General features: G+C 65.9%; 6 protein-coding genes. 5 read left to right on the top strand and 1 reads right to left on the bottom strand.

Going from position 1 to position 21,556, the window contains the following annotated elements; genetic code table 11:
- Window positions 1-36 precede the first annotated feature (36 nt).
- The 5 genes from XW59_RS10905 to XW59_RS10885 are packed head-to-tail and all read left to right on the top strand — an operon-like array spanning window position 37 to window position 20,392.
- On the top strand, window positions 37-4,464 hold the full coding sequence (locus tag XW59_RS10905; protein WP_137327010.1) for a type I polyketide synthase: 4,428 nt from the start codon (window positions 37-39) through the stop codon (window positions 4,462-4,464).
- Window positions 4,461-11,660: a non-ribosomal peptide synthetase gene (locus tag XW59_RS10900; protein ID WP_047145252.1), complete on the top strand. Its 7,200-nt coding sequence runs from the start codon at window positions 4,461-4,463 to the stop codon at window positions 11,658-11,660. The genes XW59_RS10905 and XW59_RS10900 overlap by 4 nt, the downstream gene beginning before the upstream one ends.
- A complete protein-coding gene (locus XW59_RS10895) occupies window positions 11,657-17,893 on the top strand; it encodes a non-ribosomal peptide synthetase (RefSeq protein ID WP_047145253.1) in 6,237 nt (2,078 codons plus the stop codon). The genes XW59_RS10900 and XW59_RS10895 overlap by 4 nt, the downstream gene beginning before the upstream one ends.
- A gap of 2 nt (window positions 17,894-17,895) precedes the next feature.
- Window positions 17,896-19,596: a condensation domain-containing protein gene (locus XW59_RS10890; RefSeq protein ID WP_047145254.1), complete on the top strand. Its 1,701-nt coding sequence runs from the start codon at window positions 17,896-17,898 to the stop codon at window positions 19,594-19,596.
- A gap of 28 nt (window positions 19,597-19,624) precedes the next feature.
- A complete protein-coding gene (locus XW59_RS10885) occupies window positions 19,625-20,392 on the top strand; it encodes an alpha/beta fold hydrolase (protein WP_082137552.1) in 768 nt (255 codons plus the stop codon).
- On the opposite strand, the gene XW59_RS10880 is transcribed toward XW59_RS10885, so the two are convergent.
- Window positions 20,284-21,555: a cyanate transporter gene (locus XW59_RS10880; RefSeq protein ID WP_082137553.1), complete on the bottom strand. Its 1,272-nt coding sequence runs from the start codon at window positions 21,553-21,555 to the stop codon at window positions 20,284-20,286. The two genes, XW59_RS10885 and XW59_RS10880, sit on opposite strands and share 109 nt — an antisense overlap.
- Between the last annotated feature and the right edge of the window lies 1 nt (window position 21,556).

The raw sequence follows: 21,556 nt of genomic DNA, 5'->3' as shown, positions 1-21,556 counted from the left end.
CTTGAGGGTTCCGCCCCGCACAAGGACCATGATGCCATGACAAGCTCAACGCGCGAGGAGTACTCGGGGCTGGAGATCGCCGTCATCGGCATGGCGGGTCGGTTTCCCGGTGCGCCGGACCTCGCTGCCTATTGGCGCAATCTCACCGAAGGGCGGGAATCCATCAGGCGCTGGAGCCACGAGGAGCTCATCGCCCTGGGCCTTTCCGCCGAACATATAGAGCAGCAGGACTTCGTCCGGGCCGGCGCGCCCCTTGAGGAGGCGGATCGTTTCGACGCATCGTTCTTCGGCTACAGTCCTGGCGAGGCGGAGATCCTGGATCCGCAGCAGCGCCTCTTCCTCGAATGCGCCTGGCAGGCGCTGGAGACGGCGGGCTATTCCGCTGACAGTTACCGAGGCGCGATCGGCGTCTATGCCTCGTCGGGCATGAACACCTATCTGTTCAACCTCCGTGACAATGCGCGCATCCGCGAATCGGTCAGCCGGTATGAGCTGTTCGTCGCCAACGACAAGGATTTCCTCGCGACGCGCACGGCCTTCAAACTGAACCTGCGCGGACCGGGCGTCACCGTGCAGACGGCCTGCTCGTCCTCGCTCGTAGCCATACATATGGCCGTCCAGAGCCTGCTTGCCGGCGAATGCGACATGGCGCTCGCAGGCGGTGTCGGCCTTTCCTGGCAATATGGTTATCAGGCCCGCGAAGGCGGCATCCTCTCCGCGGACGGCCATTGCCGCGCCTTCGATGCAAAGGCGGCGGGCACGGTCCCGGGCAGCGGCGTCGGCGTGGTGACGCTGAAGCGGCTCGAGGACGCGCTTGCCGACGGCGACACGATCGACGCGATCATCCGCGGATCGGCCATCAACAACGATGGCGGGCTGAAAGCCAGCTTCACCGCCCCGCAGGTCGACAGCCAGGCGGCGGTGATTGCCGCTGCGCAGGATGCAGCCGGCATCTCGGCCGACACGGTCGGCTATGTCGAGGCGCACGGGACCGGAACGCCGCTCGGTGATCCCATAGAACTCGCCGCGCTCAACCAGGCATTCCGCCGTCACACCGACCGGCGCGGCTATTGCGCGCTGGGCTCGGTCAAGACGAATATCGGCCATCTCGATACGGCGGCCGGTGTCGCGGGCTTCATCAAAGCGGTGCTGATGCTGCGCCATCGCAAGCTGCCGCCGAGCCTCCATTTCGAGGCAGGCAACCCGCAGATCGATTTCGCCGCGAGCCCCTTCATCGTCAACGACAGGCTGCGCGACTGGGAAGCCGCGCCTTCGCTGCCGCGCCGCGCCGGCGTCAGTTCATTCGGCATTGGCGGCACGAACGCGCATCTCATCCTCGAGGAAGCGCCCGCAAGCGATCGCGCCGCGGACGACACGTCTCCGCAACTCCTCCTCCTCTCGGCGCGCAATCCGGATGCCCTTGGCGAAACGGTGTCGGCGCTCGCCTCGCATCTCGAAGGCAGGCCTCATGCGTCGCTCGCCGATGTCGCGCACACGCTGCGCGAGGGTCGCCGTGCCTTCACGCATCGGCAGGCCATCGTCGCGAGCTCGGCACAATCGGCCGCGGCGCAACTGCGTGCTCTCGGGGATTTTTCAGCCGCGTCGCCCGAAGCTACTCCGCCGGCGGTCTTCCTCTTTCCCGGTCAAGGCAGCCAGCATGCCGCGATGGGCCGCGAACTCCACGCGGGCTTCCCTGCCTTCCGCGAGCATTTCGATGCATGTGCGGAACGGCTCGACGAACTGCTTGGGCGCGATTTCCGGCAGGCACTGTTCGCGGGAACCGACGAGGTTCATCGAACGGAGCTGGCACAGCCTGCGCTGTTCGCGATGGAATATGCACTTGCCCAGGCCTGGTCTTCATTCGGCGTCGCGCCGCGCGCGATGCACGGCCACAGCATCGGCGAATATGTCGCCGCCTGCCTCTCCGGCGTCTTCGATCTCGACACGGCACTCCGGCTGGTGGCCGAACGGGGCCGGCTGATGCAGCAGGCGCCGGCCGGAGCAATGCTCGCGATCATGCACCCCGACGGGTCGATAGACGAATGGCTGGGTGACGACATCGCACTGGCCGCCGTCAACGCGCCCGGCGTGAGCGTCGTCGCGGGCCCGGCGGACGCGATCGGGCAGTTGCGCGACCGGCTCGAAAAGGCGGGACTGGCGGGCCGGCCGGTGCGGACGTCGCACGCCTTCCATTCGCCGATGATGCGTGACGCGGCCATGGCGTTCCGGGAAATCGTCGCCGGAGTTCGACTCAATGCCCCTGCCATTCCCGTGATCTCCAACGTCACCGGCGACTGGCTGACGGAGAAACAGGCAACCGACCCGTCCTATTGGGCGGATCACCTGCTCGGCACGGTGCGCTTCTCTCAGGGCACGCAGCGTTTGCTCTCGCTCGGCGATGCGGTGTTCATCGAGATGGGCCCCGGGAATGCCCTATCCACGCTCACAGCGCTCCAAGCGCCGGCCAATGCGCGCATCATTCCAGCGCTCGGCAACGGAGATGGAGACGAGGCGGCGCGGCTGCTTGCCGCTGCGGGCAAATACTGGCAGGCGGGCGGACGGCTCTCATCGCCCCGCACCGGCGCGCGCCGCAGAGTGCCGCTGCCGACCTACCCGTTTCAGCGCCAGCGTTTCTGGGTCGATCCCGATGGGATCCGACAGGCGACGGGAGAGCCCCGCAAGGGCACGGCTACTGCCGCGGGTCCGACGCTCTATCGCCCGAGCTGGCACAGATTGCCGCCTGCCCCCGGCCATGCCGGCCGCGGCCGCTGGTTCATCTGCGACGATGGCGTCATCGGCGGCGCGCTTGCGGGGCTGATCGAGCGCGGCGGCGGCGATGCCTATCGCGCAACGCCCGCTGCCGCCCTCGAGGAAAGCGGCTATCGCGGCTTCACGGTCCCGGCGCACGACAAGCAGGGCCTTCGATCCCTGCTACGGGCCCTGGAGGAGCGCGATGCAAGCCCGGATCATATCGTCTATCTCTGGCCACTGGCCGATCACGCCGCAGACGACGCCTTCGACCCCGCCCATGCATTACAATGGCTGATTGACGCCGTGGCGGCCGCCGAGCGTCCCCTGAGCCTCACCGTCGTCACGCGCGGAACCACCGACGTCACCGGCGATGAAGCCCTGGACGCCGCACAGGCGGCAACCGCCGGGCTGCTCGAGGTGATCGACCAGGAATATCCGTGGGTCTCCTGCCGTCTCGTCGACCTGGAGCCCGGCTCCGATGCCGTGCCGGCAAAACAGGCCGAGTGGCTGCGTGACGAATTGGGCGCATCCGAGCGTATCGTCGCGAGGCGCGGAACCCATCGCTGGGCGCTGGACTTTGCCACACATCGCCTGCCCGAGAGTGCGGCAAGGCCCCCGCGCCTTCGCCAGGGCGGCGTCTTCGTCATCGTCGGCAACATCGCGGAAGGCCTCGGCCGCATCTGGTCCCACGGCCTCGCCTCGATACAAGGGAGCCGCATTGCGTGGCTGCACGACATCGGCGCTCCGGACTGCCCGGCCCCTGCGGGCGTCGAATTGGTCGAGCATCGGATCGATTGCGCCGACCCCATCGCGCTTGGCGCCGCGCTGACCGAGATCGACGAAAGATGGGGCCGCATCGACGGCGTCTTTCTTAGCATCTCGCTGATCAGCCCCGAGGCGATCGCGCCTCTGGCGATCATGGAACGGAACCATTGGGCGTTCAACCGGCGCTCGACGGTCGAACCGGTTCGCGCTCTTGCCGAGGCGCTGGGCGATCGCAGGATCGGCTTCTGCTGCATCCAGTCCTCGCTTTCGACCGTCGTGGGCGGGTTCGGTCTGGGTGCCTATGCCGCCGGTTATCGCGAGGCTGAAATGCTGGCGGCAAGCCAAAGCCGTGGTGCTTCCTGCACGTGGCTCGTCGTCAACTATGCGCTGAACCATTCCGCCGATGACGGGGAGCGGCACGTCGCCAATCCCTTCGCGGTGGAGGCAGATGTCGCTTGGGACGTTACTCGCGGGCTGATCGAAGCGGGATGGGGTGGCCAGTTTGCGATCGCGCACGGCGAACTCGATCGCCAGCGCAACCGAATCGACCTGCATGACAGCCCCGTCGAAGCGGGTCGCAACCGCCGACCCGACCTGCCTATAGACCATGTCGCGCCGCGCAATGAGGTCGAGGCGACGGTGGTGAACATCCTCGAAGAGCTTCTCGGCATAGACGGCATCGGCGTGGAGGACGGCTTCTTCGAGCTCGGCGGCCATTCGCTGCTCGCCATTCGCGTGGTGGCGAGGCTTCGACAGGCGTTCCCCGTCGACGTCGAGATGCGCGAGCTGCTTTTCGAGAACCCCACCGCCGCGGGCATCGCGCAAGCCATTGCCGCGCGTTTGCCGCAAGCCTCGGAGCTGGACGCGATGGCCGCCCTCCTGGCCGAGGTCGAGGGTCTTTCGGATCAGCAGGTAAGAAAGCAGATAGCGGGAGCTGGCGGACAGTGAACGAACTTTACAACAAGCTCTCCACGCTTTCGCCCGAGCGGCGAGCCCTTTTTGAGCGAAGACTTGCCGAACAGGGCCTTGCGGACGGGTTGCGGGAAACGATAGCGCCACGCCCGGCGGGTCTTTCCGAGGCGCCGCTTTCCTTCGCGCAGCAGCGCCTCTGGTTCATGCAGCGGCTTGAGCCCGACAACACGGCCTATAACATGAAGACCGTGCTGCGGTTGCGCGGAGCGCTCGACCGCGCGCGCCTCGACCGCGCTTTTCATGCGCTTGCGATGCGTCATGAGCCATTACGCACGCGCTTCGTTCTCTCCGAAAGCGAAGAAGTACGGCAGTGTGTCGAGCCGTCGGGTCCGGCTGCGCTCGACTATGTCGATCTTGCCGGCGAAGCGAGGCCCGAGCAGGCCGCGCGCAACTATGTCGCGCGATTGATCGGCGCTCCTTACGACCTCTCTCGCCCGCCGCTGCGCGCCGCTCTGCTGCGCCTCGGCGAAAACGACCATCTCCTCGCCTTCGGCCTCCATCACATCGCCGGCGACCGGTGGTCGCTGCACCTTTTCGTGCGCGACCTATCGCTTCTCTATCAGGCCGGGGACGCCAGCGGCCTGCCGGACCTGCCGGTACAATATCTGGACTGGTCGCTGTGGCAGAGGAAAACTTTACGGGGCGAACGCCTCGACCAGCAACTCGGCTACTGGACGTCCCAGTTGGCGGACGATCTTCCGGTCCTGGAACTGCCCTTCGACCGCCCCCGGGGAGCCACGGCGAGCACGCGCGGCGCACTTCATCCCGTGCATTTCGATCCAGCGCTCTCGGCACGGCTACGGGCATTCGCCCGCGCAAAGCGCGTCAGCCTCTTCACGGTATTGCTCGCCGGCTTCAAGGTCCTGCTGCATCTTTGTTCCGACAGCGACGACATCGTCGTCGGCTCGGAGGTGGCCAACCGCGATCGTCCCGAGACGCAGGCGATCATGGGACCGCTGGTCAACACGCTGGTTTTGCGCACGGATCTCGGCGGCGATCCCGATTTCGAAGGCGTGCTTGCGCGCGTCGGCGCTGTCGTTCGCGGCGGGTTGGCGCATCAGGACCTGCCCTTCGAGCGCCTTGTCGAGGCGCTCAATCCCGAACGACGGCTTAATGAGATGACGCCGCTGTTTCAGGCGAAATTCGACCTCCAGCATTCCGTCATTTCCTCGCCCGCCCTCGGCGATCTTACGGTCGAGCCTTTCGCCATGGAAGACGAGGAGGTCAAATACGAGCTCAGGTTCAATCTCGAGGACCGCGATCCCGAAATAGGCGGCCGCATCGAATATTCAGCCGACCTGTTTGACGCCTCCACCGTTGCGCTGCTCGCCGAACGTTACGAGCGACTTCTGGCTACGCTCCTCGACAACCCCGATCGCGCATTGTCGCGCATTTCCCTTCTGACTGGCGGGGAAGTCGCGACGGCACTGGCGGAGGCTTCCACTCCGATGCCGGACCTTCCCGCGGAGCTTCGCCTGCACGATCTCGTGCGTGCGCAGGCCGAGCGGACACCGGACGCGGCCGCCATCACCGACGGCAACGCCTCTCTCACCTATGCGGAGCTCATGAAGCGGGCGAATGCCGTCGCCACGCAGCTCATCGCCGCCGGCATCGAGGTCGAGGACCGCGTCGGAGTGTGCATGCGGCGCACGCCGGATCTCGTCGCCGCGCTTCTCGGTATACTGAAGGCCGGCGCGGCCTATGTGCCGCTGGACCCGGACTATCCGCAGGAACGGCTCGCGTTCATCGCCGGCGACGCAGGCATCGACATGCTTGTCTGCGACGGAGAGACCCTGCCCTTCAAATCGGAGCGCCCGCTGCAGACACTGAAATTCGGCGATATCGTCCCGGCAACGGGACCCGTCGATCGCGGTACGGCCGATGGCCTCGCCTATATCATCTACACATCCGGCTCGACGGGCCGGCCCAAGGGCGTCGCCATCGAGCATCGCAACGCGGTGGCACGCATGTTCTGGGCGGCGGAACAATATTCGGCCGACGAACTCGCCGGCGTGCTCGCTTCGACCTCCGTCTGCTTCGATCTTTCCGTGTTCGAGATTTTCGCGCCGCTCTCGTGGGGCGGTAAGGTCGTGCTGGTCGACAATCTCCTGAGCCTGCCCCGGCTCGACCCTGCCGTCGGCGTCACCCTGGTGAACACCGTGCCGAGCCTTCTGCGCGAATTGCTGCGCAAGGACGAACTGAGCACCGGTGTGCGAACGGTCAACCTCGCGGGCGAGCCCCTGCCGCCGGCGCTCCTCGAATCGCTGAAAAGCGATCCACGCGGCCTGAAGATCTACAACCTCTACGGCCCCTCGGAAGACACGACATACTCGACCGGAGCAGCGCTTCACGGCGACGCCTATGGCGGCGGGGCGGTTCCCATCGGTCGGCCCCTGCCCGGGACGACGGCGCTCGTTCTCGATCGCGCCGGGCGGCTGCGGCCGAAAGGCCTTGCCGGCGAGCTCTGGCTGGCTGGAGCGGGATTGTCGCGCGGCTATCTCAATCGTCCGGAACAGACCGCCGATCGGTTCGTTTCCGCCGCGTTCGGCGACCAAACACTGCGCCTTTACCGCACGGGCGACAGGGTAAGGCAACGTCACGACGGCCGTCTCGATTTCCTCGGACGTATCGACCATCAGGTGAAGATCCGCGGCTTCCGCATCGAGCTGGGCGAGATCGAGCACCGTCTCGAAAAGCACCCGCAGGTGGCGGAAGCCGTCGTCATCGCCACCGGCGACGCGGCAAGCCCCGACCGCCAGCTCGCGGCCTATTTTTCCCCGAAAGCCGGTGAACAGGTCCGCGAACAGGAGCTGCGCGACGCGCTGGCGCGAGACCTGCCTTCCCATATGGTCCCGACCTTGTGGCAACGCCTTGATACGCTTCCGCACCTGCCCAACGGCAAGGTGGACCGCAAGGCGCTGCCTGGGATCGGCGGCACCGGGCGCCACGAACTCGTTGCCCCGCGCAATGAAACCGAGGCACGGCTCGCGGGCATCTGGGCCGACGTGCTTGGCGTGCCGGAGATCGGCGTGCATGACGGCTTCTTCAATCTCGGCGGACATTCCTTGCTGGCGATCCGCATCATCGCGCGGATCGAGGCCGAATTTGCGATTTCCCTGCCGCTCAAGACGCTCTTCGAACGTCCGACCGTGGCGCGGCTTGCCGAGGCCGTGGAGGAACGAAACAACGCGTCCGCGGCTGCGCGACCGCAACTTGTGCCCGATCCCTCGTCGCGCTTCGAACCATTCCCGCTGACCGACATCCAGCAGGCCTACTGGCTGGGACGGAACGGAGGCTTCGAGCTGGGCAATGTCGGCTCGCACGGCTATCGCGAATTCGATGTCGACGGGCTGGACCTCGAAGCCTTTGAAGCGGCTCTTCGTAAACTCATTGCACGGCACGACATGTTGCGCGCGGTGGTGGATGCCGATGGCTCTCAGCGCGTGCTGGAGGATGTGCCGCCTTACGCGGTCGCCGTCACCGATCTGCGCGCCGACGCCGAACGCGACGACCGCCTTGCGGTTATTCGCGAGCGCCTCTCGCATCAGATGTTCGCACCGAGCCGCTGGCCGCTGTTCCACATCGAGGCGGCGCGGCTCGACGATGACACGACGCGCCTTTTCGTCGGCTTCGATGTGCTGATCGGCGATGCCTGGTCGTTCAAGCTGATGGCACGCGAGGTTGCCGTGCTGCTGGCGGGCGAGGAGTTGCCGCCGCTCGAACTCACCTTCAGGGATTACGTGCTCGCCGAGCGGGCGCTCGAAGGGTCTGAAAGCCATCGCCGTGCCGTGGAGCATTGGCGAGCGCGGCTGGAAACCCTGCCGCCGTCGCCGGAGCTTCCGCTGGCCAAGGCCCCGTCGCAGATCGCAACGCCACACTTCCGCCGACGTAGCGCAACCCTTTCGGCCAAGGACTGGGCGCAGTTCAAGGAACGTGCGTCGGAAGCAGGCCTGACGCCGACGAGCGCAGTCCTGGCCGCCTTCTCCGAGGTCCTGGCGCGCTGGAGCCGCAAATCGCATTTCACCCTCAACCTGACGCTCTTCAGCCGCGAGCCGGTGCATCCCGATGTCGGATCGATCGTCGGTGACTTCACCGCCTCGTTGCTGCTGGCCGCCGATTTCTCCGGGCGTGACGCTTTCGTCTCGCGCGCGCGACGTCTGCAGGAGCGTCTGCTGGACGATCTCGACCATCGCTCGGTCAGCGGCGTGCGTGTCCTGCGCGACCTGATGCAGCGGCAGGGTCGCGCCGCCTCGGCCCTGATGCCGGTGGTTTTCACCAGCGTGCTCAACCAGGCACAGGCCAGCGACGGCGGCAGCCCGCTCGGGGCGCGTCTGGTCAACAGCGTCAGCCAGACGCCACAGGTCTATCTCGACCATCAGGTCGCCGAAGAGCAGGGCGCGCTGGTCTTCAATTGGGACGCCATCGAGGAGTTGTTCCCGCAGGGGATGCTCGATGCGATGTTCTCCACCTATGAGCGCTTTCTCCGCAGCCTCGCGACGGATGCGGAAAGCTGGCGCCGAATGCCCGACCTCGTCGCCAGCGAGCCCTTCGACATGCTCAACCAGGCCGCAACGCAGACTCTGGAGGGAAGCGGCAAGCTGCTGCACGAGGCATTTTTCGACTGCGCGCAACGCTGGCCGGAACGCGTCGCGGTCATCGGCGGCAGCGTGGAGGTCAGCTATGGCGAGCTTGCGGGACGGGCGCTCGCGCTTGCTGCCGCCCTGCAAGAGCGCCGTGCGCAGCCGAACCGGCTTGTCGCCATCTCCCTGGAGAAAGGTCCCGACCAGGCGATCGCCTGCATGGGCATATTGGCAGCGGGCGCGGCCTATGTGCCGATCGATCCGGATCTGCCGCGCGAGCGCCGCTGGCAGTTGATCGAGGACACGGCGGCCTCCGTGGTGATCTCGGCGGACAGCGACTGGCCCGCAAATGTCGAGCGGGTGGCCGTTCCGGAAGAGGCGGGCGCGCAGCCACGCCCCGTTGCGACACGCCCCACCGACCTTGCCTATGTGATCTTCACCTCGGGCTCCACCGGCCGACCGAAAGGCGTGATGATCGACCATCGCGGCGCGATGAACACGGTGCTCGACATCAACCGCCGTTTCGCGATCGGCGCGGAAGACCGTTTCTTTGCCCTCTCGTCGCTGAGTTTCGACCTATCGGTCTATGACATCTTCGGGCCTCTCGCCGTGGGCGGCGCGATCGTCTTCCCGACCCCGACGGAGGCGAAGGAGACGGCGAGTTGGCCGCAGCTGCTCCGCGACCATCGCGTCACCATCTGGAACTCCGTCCCGGCGCTGGCCCAGCTTCTCGCTGCAGAGATGAAAGGAACCGCGCCGACAGTGCCGCTGCGCCTGATCATGATGAGCGGAGACTGGATTCCGCTCGGCCTGCCCGACACGCTGCGTGAACTGATTCCGGCGGCCGGAATCGTCAGTCTGGGTGGCGCCACGGAGGCGTCGATCTGGTCGATCTTCTATCCCGTCGAAGCCATCGCGCCGGAATGGTCGAGCATCCCCTACGGCTATCCGCTCGCGAACCAGCGCTGGTATGTGCTCGACGAAGAGGGCGAGCCCTGCCCGCCCTGGGTGCCCGGCCGGCTCTTCATCGGCGGCATGGGCGTTGCCCGCGGCTATTGGCGGCAGCCGGCGCTCACGGCCGAAAAATTCGTGCCGGATCGCTTTGCGACGGCAGAGGAGGCGGCGCAGGGCGCGCTCATGCTCTACAACACCGGAGATCTCGGCCGCCTGCGCGGCGACGGCTTCCTGGAATTCCTCGGCCGCGAGGATTTCCAGGTCAAGATCAACGGCTTCCGCATCGAACTGGGCGAGATCGAAGCGCATCTCCTGCAGCATGACGGCATCTCGGAAGCCGTGGTGTCCGCCATGGGCTCGCCATCGAGCCTGGTCGCACATGTGGTGCCACGCCTGCAAGGCGGCAATGGACCATCGCGCTTCGAGATGAAGGCCGAGCGCATGGCGCTGCGAACGCCGTCACAGGACGAAGAGCGCATCGCCCTGCCCGACGCGCCGAAGCCTGGCGCACTGCATGTCGGTCGGCAAAGCCACAGACGTTTTCTCGACCGTCGGCTCGGGCCCGATCTTCTGGGCGGGCTTCTGGCCGCCCTTGGCACGGTCGCCCCGACCGGCGCACCACTGCCCAAATACGCCTATCCGTCCGCCGGCAGCATCTACCCGATCCAGACCTATGTGATGGTGCGCGAAGACCGCTTCGATAGCATCAACGGCGGCTGGTACTACTACCATCCGGACCGTCACGATCTCGTACGCATGCCGGTCGACTGCCCGCTCGGGGCCAATGCGCCTCTCGAACGGCTTTTCGGCAGTTCAGCCGATCTCGCCGGCGATAGCGGATTCTCCATCCTGCTCGCAGCACACTTGCCAGCCATGACGCACCTATATGGCGACCGCGCGCGCGATTTCTGCCTGCTCGAAGCTGGCTATATGGGTCAGTTGCTGATGATGCACGCTCCCGAATTCGCGATCGGGCTCTGCCCGGTCGGTGGTGCGGATTTCTCCGAAATCGCCCGAGTCCTTGATCTCGGATCCGATCATGAAATCGTTCACGCCCTGTGCGGAGGGGCAATCGATCCCGCCTGGAACCAGACCTGGCATGCCGCGGCAAATTCATCCGGCGCGGCGCCCCTTTCCGAGCGACTTGGCACGTTCCTGGCCGAGCGTCTGCCCGCCTACATGATCCCGCGCGACGTGGTGATCATGGATCGCCTGCCGCTCACCGCAAACGGCAAGGTGGACAGGAAGGCGTTGCCCGAGCCCGGCCGGCGTCGTCGCGAGGCGGTGGAGCCCGACACGGCGGACGAAGCGCGCATCGTCGAACTCTGGCAGCGGCTTCTCGACAATCCGGCGATCGGCGTGACGGACAATTTCTTCGAAGCCGGCGGCAATTCGCTGACGGCGATGCAGCTCCTGACCGAGTTGCGCCGCGAGTTTTCCGCCGAGTTGACGATCGCGCAGCTTTTCGGCGCGCTAACCCCGCGCGCTCAGGCGAAGCTGGTCGCCGCTGGCCAGCCCGCCGTAGAATCCAAGGCAATCCCGACCCTTGCCCGCACTCAGGACATCGCCGAGCTGGCCGATGCGGATGTGGACGAGATGCTTGCCACGTTGCTCGACGAGGAAGGGGAAGCCCGATGAGCGACCGCGATCTCACCAGCCTGTCGGCCGAAGAGAAGCGCGCCCTGCTGGCGCGCATGCTGCAACGCAAGCAGAACCGCCCCGCACGTAGCTTCCCCCTGAGCTTCGCCCAGGAGCGTCTCTGGTTCGTCGATCATCTGCGGCCCGGAACCAGCCTCTATTCGGTTCCCGTCGCGATCCGGCTGCGCGGCGTGCTGGATGTGGACAGGCTCGCTGCCTGCCTCGAAGCGCTGGTGGAGCGTCACGAAAGCCTGCGGACACGCTTCGTGACGCGCGAAGGCTTCCCGACACAGGTGATCGATCCTCCAGCATCGATGCCGCTCGCGATCGAGGATATCGGCGCCGACGAGGACAGGCTGCAAGGAAAGCTGAACGAGCTGGTCGCGCAACCGTTCAATCTCGCGCAGGGCCCGCTTCTGCATCGGCGGCTCTTCAGGCTGACTTCCGATGAGCATGTACTGGCTCTCGTCTTCCATCATATCGCCGTGGATTACTGGTCGCTCCAGACCATCATCCGCGAGCTGATCGCGCTCTATGGCGGTGACGAGGAACCGGCCGCGCAAAATCTGCCGCCCCTTTCGATCCAGTATGCGGATTATGCCGCGTGGCAGCGGCAGCACGAGACGGATTACGAGGAAAAGCTCTCCTTCTGGAAAACGGAGCTTGCCGACGCGCCGCAACTCCTCCAATTGCCGACGGACCGCACCCGGCCCGCCGTCCAGAGCTTCGATGGCGCGCGCCATGCCTTCAGCCTGAGCGCCGAGATCTCGGCCGCGATCGACCGCACCGCCCGCGAGCACGCCGTGACGCCCTTCATGGTGCTGCTGGCGGCGTTCCAATATCTCCTGCACCGCTACAGCGGCTCCGACGACATCTGCGTCGGCTCCACCGTATCGAACCGCGAGCGCCCCGAACTGCGCGACCTGGTCGGCCTGTTCGTCAACAACATCGTCCTGCGCACACGCATCGCGGATGACGATACGTTCGAGACGTTGCTTCGACGCGTGCGGGCAACGGCATTGAATGCATTCGCTCATCAGGACGTCCCGTTCGAACGCGTGGTCGATGCGCTCGGCGTCGAACGCAGCCTGGGCCACAACGCCGTCTTCCAGGCCATGCTGGTCCTGCACAATACGGAGCGCCGGCAATTCTCGGTGCCAGGCATGGAGCTTTCTCAGATCGACTGCTCGAACCGGGCTGCCCGGTTCGATCTCGGCCTCGACATGTATGAGGGCGACGCCTATCGCGGCGTCCTCGAATATCGGACCGATCTTTTCGATCCCGCCACCATTGCCCGGTTGAGCGATCATTTCGCGACCCTGCTCGGGGCGGCAGTGGCTGCGCCGACAAAGCTGCTGCACGCCATCGACCTGCTTGGCCCGCGCGAGCACGAGCGGCGCGTCGCGCTCAACGACACGACCGTGCCCTTCCCGGGGGAGGACGTCGCCACACTTTTCGAGGCGAGCGTGCGCGAGCGCGGATCGGCGGAGGCAGTGCGTTGCGGCGACCGTGCGCTCAGCTACGACGAGTTGAACGCTGCAGCGAACCGTCTGGCCGCGCGCATCCGCGCCGCTCTGGCGTCGCATCGCGAGCAGCCGCGCATCGCGATCTGCCTGCCCCGTTCGGAGGAGCTGGTCGTTGCCATTCTGGCCATTCTGAAGATCGGCGCGGCCTATATACCGCTCGACCCGGCCCACCCGGCGGATCGGCTGCGACAGTCACTCGAGGATGGTGAGGCCTCCCTGCTGCTTCATGGCGAGCTGTCAGCCGGTATCGCGGCCATCGCCGGCCAGCCGCCCTGCCCGATGCTCGGCCTTGAACCGGCCGCGCCAACCGCTGAGAACGACGCGGAGAACCCCGCCCGCCGGGTGAGCCCGGCGGATCTCGCCTATGTGATCTTCACCTCGGGCTCGACCGGCCGGCCGAAAGGCGTCCCGATCCGGCAGGACAGCCTCGTCAACCTGCTGAACAGCATGGCCCGCGAGCCCGGCATGACGGCCGACGACATCTTCGTTGCCGTCACGACCCCGGCATTCGATATCGCGACGCTGGAATTGCTGCTGCCGCTGATCGTCGGCGGGCGGCTCGTCGTCGCGGAAGCCCATGCCGTTTATGACGACGTCGAGCTGACGAGGCTCCTTGAAGACAGCACGGCCACGATGATGCAGGCGACGCCGGCCACATGGCGACTGCTGACCGATGCTGGATGGCACGCCCCCGCGGGTTTCAAGATACTCTGCGGTGGTGAAGCTCTCGACCCGTCATTGGCAAAACGACTGCTCGCCGGTCAGGGCGAGCTCTGGAACCTCTATGGACCGACCGAAACGACGATCTGGTCGGCCTGCCTCCGCATCACGAATCGGCATGTCGAGGGACCGATCATTCCGATCGGCCCCCCCATTGCCAACACCCAGTTGCACGTTCTCGACAGCCACCTGAAACCGGTGCCCGCGGGTGTTGCGGGCGAACTCTACATAGGCGGCGTCGGACTCAGCCCCGGCTATTTCAATCGCCCCGACCTGACCGCCGAGAAGTTCGTCGGCAATCCCTTCCACGCCGGCGATCCATCGACGAATTCGCATCGCCTCTACAAGACGGGCGATCAGGTCAGGCAGCTCGACGACGGCAGCATGCTTTATCTCGGTCGCCTCGACTTCCAGGTGAAGCTGCGTGGCTTCCGTATCGAACTCGGTGAAATCGAAGCCGCGCTCTCCGATGCGCCCGGCATCGAGCAGGCGGTCGTCGCCTTGTGGCCGGAGCTGAATCGCGGCGGCGAGCTTGTCGCCTACTGCCGCACCACGGCGGATGCGCCAGCCGATTTCGGCGTATATCTGCGTGGCTTCCTCGCGGGCCGCCTGCCCGCCTACATGATGCCGTCGACCTTCGTGAGGCTCGACGCCTTCCCGCTCAACACCAATGGCAAGGTCGACCGCAAGCGCCTGCCGCAGCCGAAAAACGCGCCGCGCGTGGAAAATCATCACGCGCCCCGAACGCCGACCGAAACGCTGGTGGCCGAGTTGTGGGGCGAGATCCTCAATGCACAGCGGGTCGGCCGCGAAGGGCATTTCTTCGAACTGGGCGGACATTCGCTGCTGGCCGCCCGCATGATGGCACGGCTGCGTCCGATCTTCGAGACCGTTCCACCGTTGCGCACATTGTTCGAGATGCCGCGGCTGAAGGACTTCGCGGAGGCGATCGATCAAGGCCTCAAGCTCCAGCCCTTGCAGACGAGTTCCATCGAACGCGTGCCCCGCGACAAGCCCCTTCCGCTCTCCTTCGCGCAGCAGCGCCAATGGGCGCTCGCCCAACTGGAAGAGGAGAGTGCGGCCTATCACATGCCCGCAGCCGTGCGCCTTGGAGGACCGCTCGACATCGCGCGTCTGGAGCAAGCCTTCATGCTGCTGTGCGATCGTCAGGAGGTTCTTCGCAGCCGCTTCCCGACGGCAGATGGGCGTCCCTTCGTCGACATCGCACCGAAGCTGGAATTCAGGCTTACGCCACGGACCGTCGCCGCCGAAGCCCTGGAAAGCGCGATGATGGAAGAGGCCCGGCAGCCGTTCGATCTGGCGGAAGGTCCGCTTCTCAGGGTATGCCTGTTCGAAACGGGCGAGGAGCGGAACACGCTCCTGCTGGTGCTGCATCACATCGTCGCCGATGCACTCTCGGTCGATGTTCTCGTGCGCGAGCTGACGCAGCTCTACGCTGATCTTGGCCGGGCGGAAACGCCGAGGCTGATGGCGCTGCCGGTCCAGTATGTGGATTTCGCCGCATGGCAGCGCGAGCAGGAAATGGGCACGCAACTCGCCTACTGGCGCGAAGCGCTGAAGGGCGCGCCCGCCCTGCTCGAATTGCCGACGGATCTTCCGCGACCGCCCGTGCAGGCTTACGCGGGCGACAGCGTGCGCTTCTCAATCGGCGCGCCCCTTGCGGCGGAGCTGCGCGCGCTCGGCGTGAAATCCGGCGCGACCTCCTTCATGACCGTGCTGTCCGCCTTCGCCTCCCTGCTCGGCCGCTACAGCGGCATGAACGACGTCCTCATCGGTACGCCGGTCGCCCAGCGCTCGCACCCAGCGCTGGAAGGGCTCATCGGCATGTTCGTCAACACGCTGGTGCTGCGGCTCGAATGCGACCCGGACCTGCCGTTTGCATCGCTGCTTTCACAGGCACGAACCAGGGTTCTGGAAGCCTTCGCAAACCAGGATGCTCCGTTCGAGAAGGTCGTCGATGCGCTGGAACTGCAACGCAGCCTCAGCCACAATCCGCTGTTCCAGGTCATGTTCGTCTGGCATGCGGAGGAAAAGCACGCCACCCGCCCGGTTGATCTGGACTGGGAACGCGTCAGGCTGCCGGACCGCACCTCGCGCGTCGATCTTTCCCTGATCGTTCATGACGGGGAGCACGGCCTCGACTGCAAGATCGAGTACAGGACCGACCTGTTCGATCGCAAAACCATCGTCGGCATGGCCGAGGCGCTCACGGCCTGGCTGGAGACGGTCGCGCGCGAGGCCGGCAGTCCGCTCGGGCAGTTCCCCTTGCCGCAAGGCCGGCGCAGGCTCGTCGAGAGACAGTCCGGCCACAAGCCGTCGTCGCCGATCGACGCCTCCGGCACCCGCAGTTTGCCACAGCCGGACATAGAAGCCCGTATCGCCATGGTCTGGAGCAGCCTGCTCAGGCGGCCCGATATCGGGCGCACCGACAATTTCTTCTCGCTCGGCGGCGATTCCATTCTCGCCATCCAGAGCGTCTCGCGGATGCGACGGCAGGGCTTTCGGATTTCGCCGCGCGACATCTTCCAGCATCCCACGATCGCGGCTCTCGCTGCCCATGTAGGCGCGGTAACGTCGACCTCGCCGAAAGGTGTGGCAAGCGGCACCATGCCGTTGAGCCCGATCCAGAAGTGGTTCTTCGAGCTCGAACTTGAAGATCCCGTCCACTGGAACCAGGCGGTGCTTCTCGCGACGACGCAGCGCCTCGATCCCGCCAATGTCCAGGCCGCCCTCGAGGCCCTGTCTGCCAGTCATCCGATGCTGCGGGCGAGGTTCCGGGCAGGCACCGAGGGTCCCCGGCTGCATGTCGCGAAAACTCGTGACGCTCCATGTTTCCAGGTCGTACGGAACGATACGGCAGCGCATGAAGCAATCCGCGATGCTACGGCTAGCCTGCAGGCCGCGTTCGACCTCGAGAACGGTCCTCTCTGGGGTGCGGTGTTGGTCGAGGGTGGCGAGGATGGTCAGTTTCTCGCACTCGCCGCGCATCACCTCATCATCGACGGTGTATCCTGGCGCATCCTGGCCGCCGATCTGGAACTCGCCTACCGCTGCCTGTCCTCGGGAGCGGCACTTCCGCCTGCCCGCGACGACAACGCCTTCGCGGACTGGGTGGAACGGCTTGCCAGGACGGATTTTCCGGCGGACGAGGCGGCATATTGGAGAGCTGTCGGCAACGCGGCCGTCGCCACACTTCCTCAGGATCATTCGGACGGCGAAAACACGGTGGGACTTTCCGGAACCATCGAAACCGCCCTCGGCGCAGACCTGACCGCATGCCTGCTGCGCGAGGTTCCAGCAGCCTATCCGGTTCGCGTCGACGACCTGCTGCTTGGCGCGCTCCTACTCGCCCTGCGCGAATGGACCGGCGAATCCAGCTTCCGCATCGACCTGGAAAGTCACGGCCGGGCTGATCTTTTCGACGACATCGACCTTTCGGAGACCGTCGGCTGGCTGACCTCGCTCTACCCCGTGCGGCTCGAGGCTGCCCCGGACGCGGATGCGGCACAGGTGCTGCTTTCCGTCAAGGAGACGCTGCGGCGCGTACCGCGTCACGGCATCGGCTACGGCGTGGCACGTTACCTGCACGGGATCGACATACCGGCGCCGCGCAGCCAACTCCGCTTCAACTATCTCGGTCAGGCGGATGTCGTGGCGGACGATACGCTGTTCCGTATCGCCGACCAGCAGGCGCTGGCGTCCACACGCGGCGCTCGCAACGCCCGGGACGTCGAGATCGAGGTAAATGCCATCGTCGTTGACAATCGCCTGCGCCTGCGTTGGACCTTCGCGCCGACCTTGCACCGGCGCGAGACCATAGAGAAGCTGGCGAGCAGTTTTTCGGCCAACCTCGCGCGGCTGGTGGACCACTGTCTGACCGACGACAGCGCTGGTTACACCCCAGCCGACTTCCCTCACATGGATTTCGGGCAGGACGAACTCAACGCCTTGCTGGAGCAACTTTGAGCATGTCGCAGACTTCCACCGCGGCCGAGCGCCACAAGACCATCGAGAACATCTACCCGCTGACGCCGATGCAGGAGGGGCTGCTCTTCCACAGCGCCCTGCAACCGCGGGACGGACTCTACGTGCCACAAGCGGTGCTTTACCTGGAGGGACCGCTCGACGCCGGGCTTCTGGAACAAGCATGGCAGGACGTCGTCAGGCGGCACGCCGTTCTGCGCACCACCTTCCACTGGGAAGAACGGGACACGCCATTCCAGGTCGTCCATCGCGCATCGAACGAACAACCGTTCCGCACGCTCGACTGGAGCGACGCAGACGATGCACAAGTGGATCTCCGGCTCACCGAGCTGCTCGAAACGAACCGCAGGCAGCCCTTCGACCTCAAGCGCGCGCCCCTCGCCCGGCTCGATCTGGTCCGTTGCGGTGGCGCACGGAACGTCATGGTGTTGTGCTACCATCATCTCATTCTCGACGGCTGGTCGGCGGGGCGCGTGCTCCGTGAAATCTTCGAGCTTTATCTTGTCCGAAAGGACGAGCGCGCGCCACTCCTCCCCCCGGGGCGACCCTATGCGGATTATGTCGGTTGGCTGAGGCGCCAGAACGCAGCGGCGGCGGCCCGGTTCTGGCAGACCTATCTCTCCGGCCATCCGGGATCGACCCGGCTTCTGCCCCCGAGCGAAGGCCGCGACTTCGCCCGCCGTGATTGGTCGTCCACGCCTGCCGTCAAAGCCGCACTCGATGCTTTCTGCCAGGCAAACGGCGTCACCTTGAACACCGTCCTGCAGGGCGCGGTCGGGCTGTTGATCGCGCGAACCACCTTCGAAGACGACGTTCTTCTCGGCAACACCATCGCAGGCCGGCCGCATGACCTTGCTGGGTCGGACGACATGGTCGGGCTCTTCATCAACACGATTCCCGTTCGGGTGAAGATCGATCCCGGTGCGAGCCTCGGTCAATGGCTGGGCGGCCTGCAGAACCGGCACGCCGAAGCCAGCGAGCAGGGTTTTCATCCGCTGCGCGAAGTCCAGGGGCGTGCCCCGGCGCTGTTCGATTGCCTCCTCATTCTGGAATCCTACCCCGTGTCGGCCGAGTCGCTTGCCGACCTTCCCTTCCGCCTCACCAAGGTCAATTTCGAGGAATGGACCCATTATCCACTGACGCTCTACGTCTCCAGCGGCGAAACGCTGACATTCAGCGCGCGGTATGCGCGGGATGTCCTGGAGGCGGAAACGCTCGATCTTCATCTGGCCGAGATCGGCACGTTGCTGGAGGAGTTCACGGCGAACCCGGAAGCGCTCGTGTCGCGATGGGCTCCGCAGGCACCCCTTGCTCCGCGTCCAGCCGTCGGACCCGAACACTCGCCGGCCGCCGCGCGCCGCGCCTCGGACGGTGGAGACGGTGCAGGCACCACAGCAGCTTCCGGGTTCAGTCCCGCCTCCACACCGACGGAAAAGATGCTGGCCACGGCCTGGGCCGACATTCTGAAGATACCCGAACCGGGAACGGAAGCGCACTTCTTCGATCTGGGCGGGCATTCGCTGCTCGCCGCGCGCGTCATCGGCAGGGTCAGGCGCGAGATCCGGATCGAGCTGCCGGTGAAGAGCCTTTTCGACCGCCCGGTGCTTGGCGATCTCGCCACCTATATCGACGCGCTACGCGCGATGGCGGCTCCGCCGGACGACACGTCCGCCATCGAGATATGACGCGTCAAGCAGCACGGAAGGAACCGACATGCAGCAAAGACCGCGCCTTATCTGCCTACCACCCGCGGGCGCGGGACCCAGCCTCTATCGCCCGTGGATGAGCCGCCATCCGGCCCATGTCGAGGTGCTTCCGGTATCGCTCCCCGGCCGCGAGTCCCGCATTGCCGAGCCGCTACCGGAAAGTCTCGACGCATTGGCGGAACATCTGGCAGAAGAACTCGAGGAGCAGCTCGTCGGCCGCTTCGCGCTGTTCGGCTATTCGATGGGGGCACTGCTCGGGCTGGAAATGGCGCGCCGATGGGAGAAGTGGGGCCTGCCCGCACCCGATGTCTTGTTCGTGCTCGCCTGCAACGCGCCCGACCGCCTCCTGGCCGGCCGCGATCCGATCCACCGGATGCCCGCGCCGTTGTTCCGCCAGACCTTGCAGGACATAGGCGGCACGCCCACTGAAATCCTTGAGAACGAGGAAGCGATGGCGCTGTTCGAACCGGTGCTGCGCAACGATTTCCGCATCTGCGAGACCTATGGCGCGCCGTCGGACGGCAGGCTTGTCGAGTGTGGCGCGCATGTCTTCGTGGCCGAGCGCGACAACCTCGTCCAGTGGGAAGATGCCGCCGGCTGGGCCGATTTCGTCGCCGGCGACCTTCGCATGCATCGCCTGCAAGGCAATCATATGCTCGAAAGGAGTCAGTTCGACGCCGTGCTCGACACGGCACTGGAGCTGTGGCTCGGCGTTGCGGCGCAGGTCGCATCAGTTCGTGATTTGGGCGTTGCCGGCCCCATTGCGCGCGCATAGCTGGCCGGCGAGACACGCCAATAGAGGATGGCGACGCTAGCGGCGCAGCAAAGGTGAAGCACCCAGCCGACTGTGAAGCTGCCGGTGAGATCATGGAGGATGGCGACGATCCAGGGCGGCAGCGCCGCCAGCAGGAACCCGCCTCCCTGCATGAGCGCGGAGAGCGCGCCGGCCTCGACCGGGTCGGGCAGATGGTCGAGCGCCACGATCATGGAAAGCGCAAAACAGCCACCCAGCCCCGCGCCAAGCACGGCCACCCACAACAAGGGTGCGACCTCGGGCTGCAAGGCCAGCGCCGCGAAACCAAACCCCTGCATGGCCAGCGTCAGCCACAACCATGGGCGGCGATCCTTTCGTCTGCCGGCCAGAACCGGTATCGCCAAGGCGGCAACGGCCTGGCACACGGACATGACCGCCAGCAGGCTGCCACTGGCAGCGGCGGTCCAGCCGAGATCCCGATAGAAGGGAGCAAGCCATGCCACCACGGTCGAATAACCACCATTGACGAGACCGAAACAGGCCATCAGCAGCCAGGTTCGCGGCCGCCGGAGAAAGGCGGCGGTCGTGTTTGCGCCAACCTCGTCTTGCGTGTCCTTCGGCAGGCTGCGCATGACCAGCCAGAGCGCCAAGAGGGCCGGCAGGGCCATCCAGCCAAGCCCGGCACGCCAGCCTCCGCCGGCGGTGGCGACCAGCGGCGCCAATTGCGCGCCCAGCGCCCCACCGCCCATTAGCATGGCGGAGTAAAGCCCCATCACCACGCCGACATGGCGAGGAAAATACCGTTTGATGAGGCCGGGAAACATGGCCTGCACCACTGCCGCCCCCAGCCCGAGAAGGGCGCCCGTGGCCACCATCTGCCAGCCGGCCGATACGAACAGGCGAAGGAACGATGCAAGGGCCAGTACGACAAGCGCGACGATGATCGAACGCCGTGCTCCCGTCCGTGCCTGTAATGAGGGGCCTGCGAAGGCCAGTACTCCCATCAGCAACATCGGGACCAGCGTCAGTAGCGCAATGCCTTGCAGGCCAAGGCCGGTCTCGGCCCCGATATCGGACGCAAGCGGCCCGATGCCGGTGATGAACGGCCGCAGGTTGAGCCCGACCATCACGATGGCCGCAAGCAGCAGCAAGCGGCCGGAGGCCGGTGCGCAGCTCCCCTCCATC

The organism is Aquamicrobium sp. LC103 (genome assembly GCF_001014615.2).
Taxonomy (GTDB): domain Bacteria; phylum Pseudomonadota; class Alphaproteobacteria; order Rhizobiales; family Rhizobiaceae; genus LBCQ02.
Note: the sequence above shows the minus strand (reverse complement) of the source record. Positions and strands in the feature narration are given on the sequence as shown.

Excerpts from the sequence above, each read along its gene's own strand:
- XW59_RS10895 (WP_047145253.1), top strand. The coding sequence starts at position 11,657 with ATGAGCGACCGCGATCTCACCAGCCTGTCGGCCGAAGAGAAGCGCGCC.
- XW59_RS10890 (WP_047145254.1), top strand. The coding sequence starts at position 17,896 with ATGTCGCAGACTTCCACCGCGGCCGAGCGCCACAAGACCATCGAGAAC.
- XW59_RS10880 (WP_082137553.1), bottom strand. The coding sequence starts at position 21,555 with ATGGAGGGGAGCTGCGCACCGGCCTCCGGCCGCTTGCTGCTGCTTGCG.
- XW59_RS10885 (WP_082137552.1), top strand. The coding sequence starts at position 19,625 with ATGCAGCAAAGACCGCGCCTTATCTGCCTACCACCCGCGGGCGCGGGA.
- XW59_RS10905 (WP_137327010.1), top strand. The coding sequence starts at position 37 with ATGACAAGCTCAACGCGCGAGGAGTACTCGGGGCTGGAGATCGCCGTC.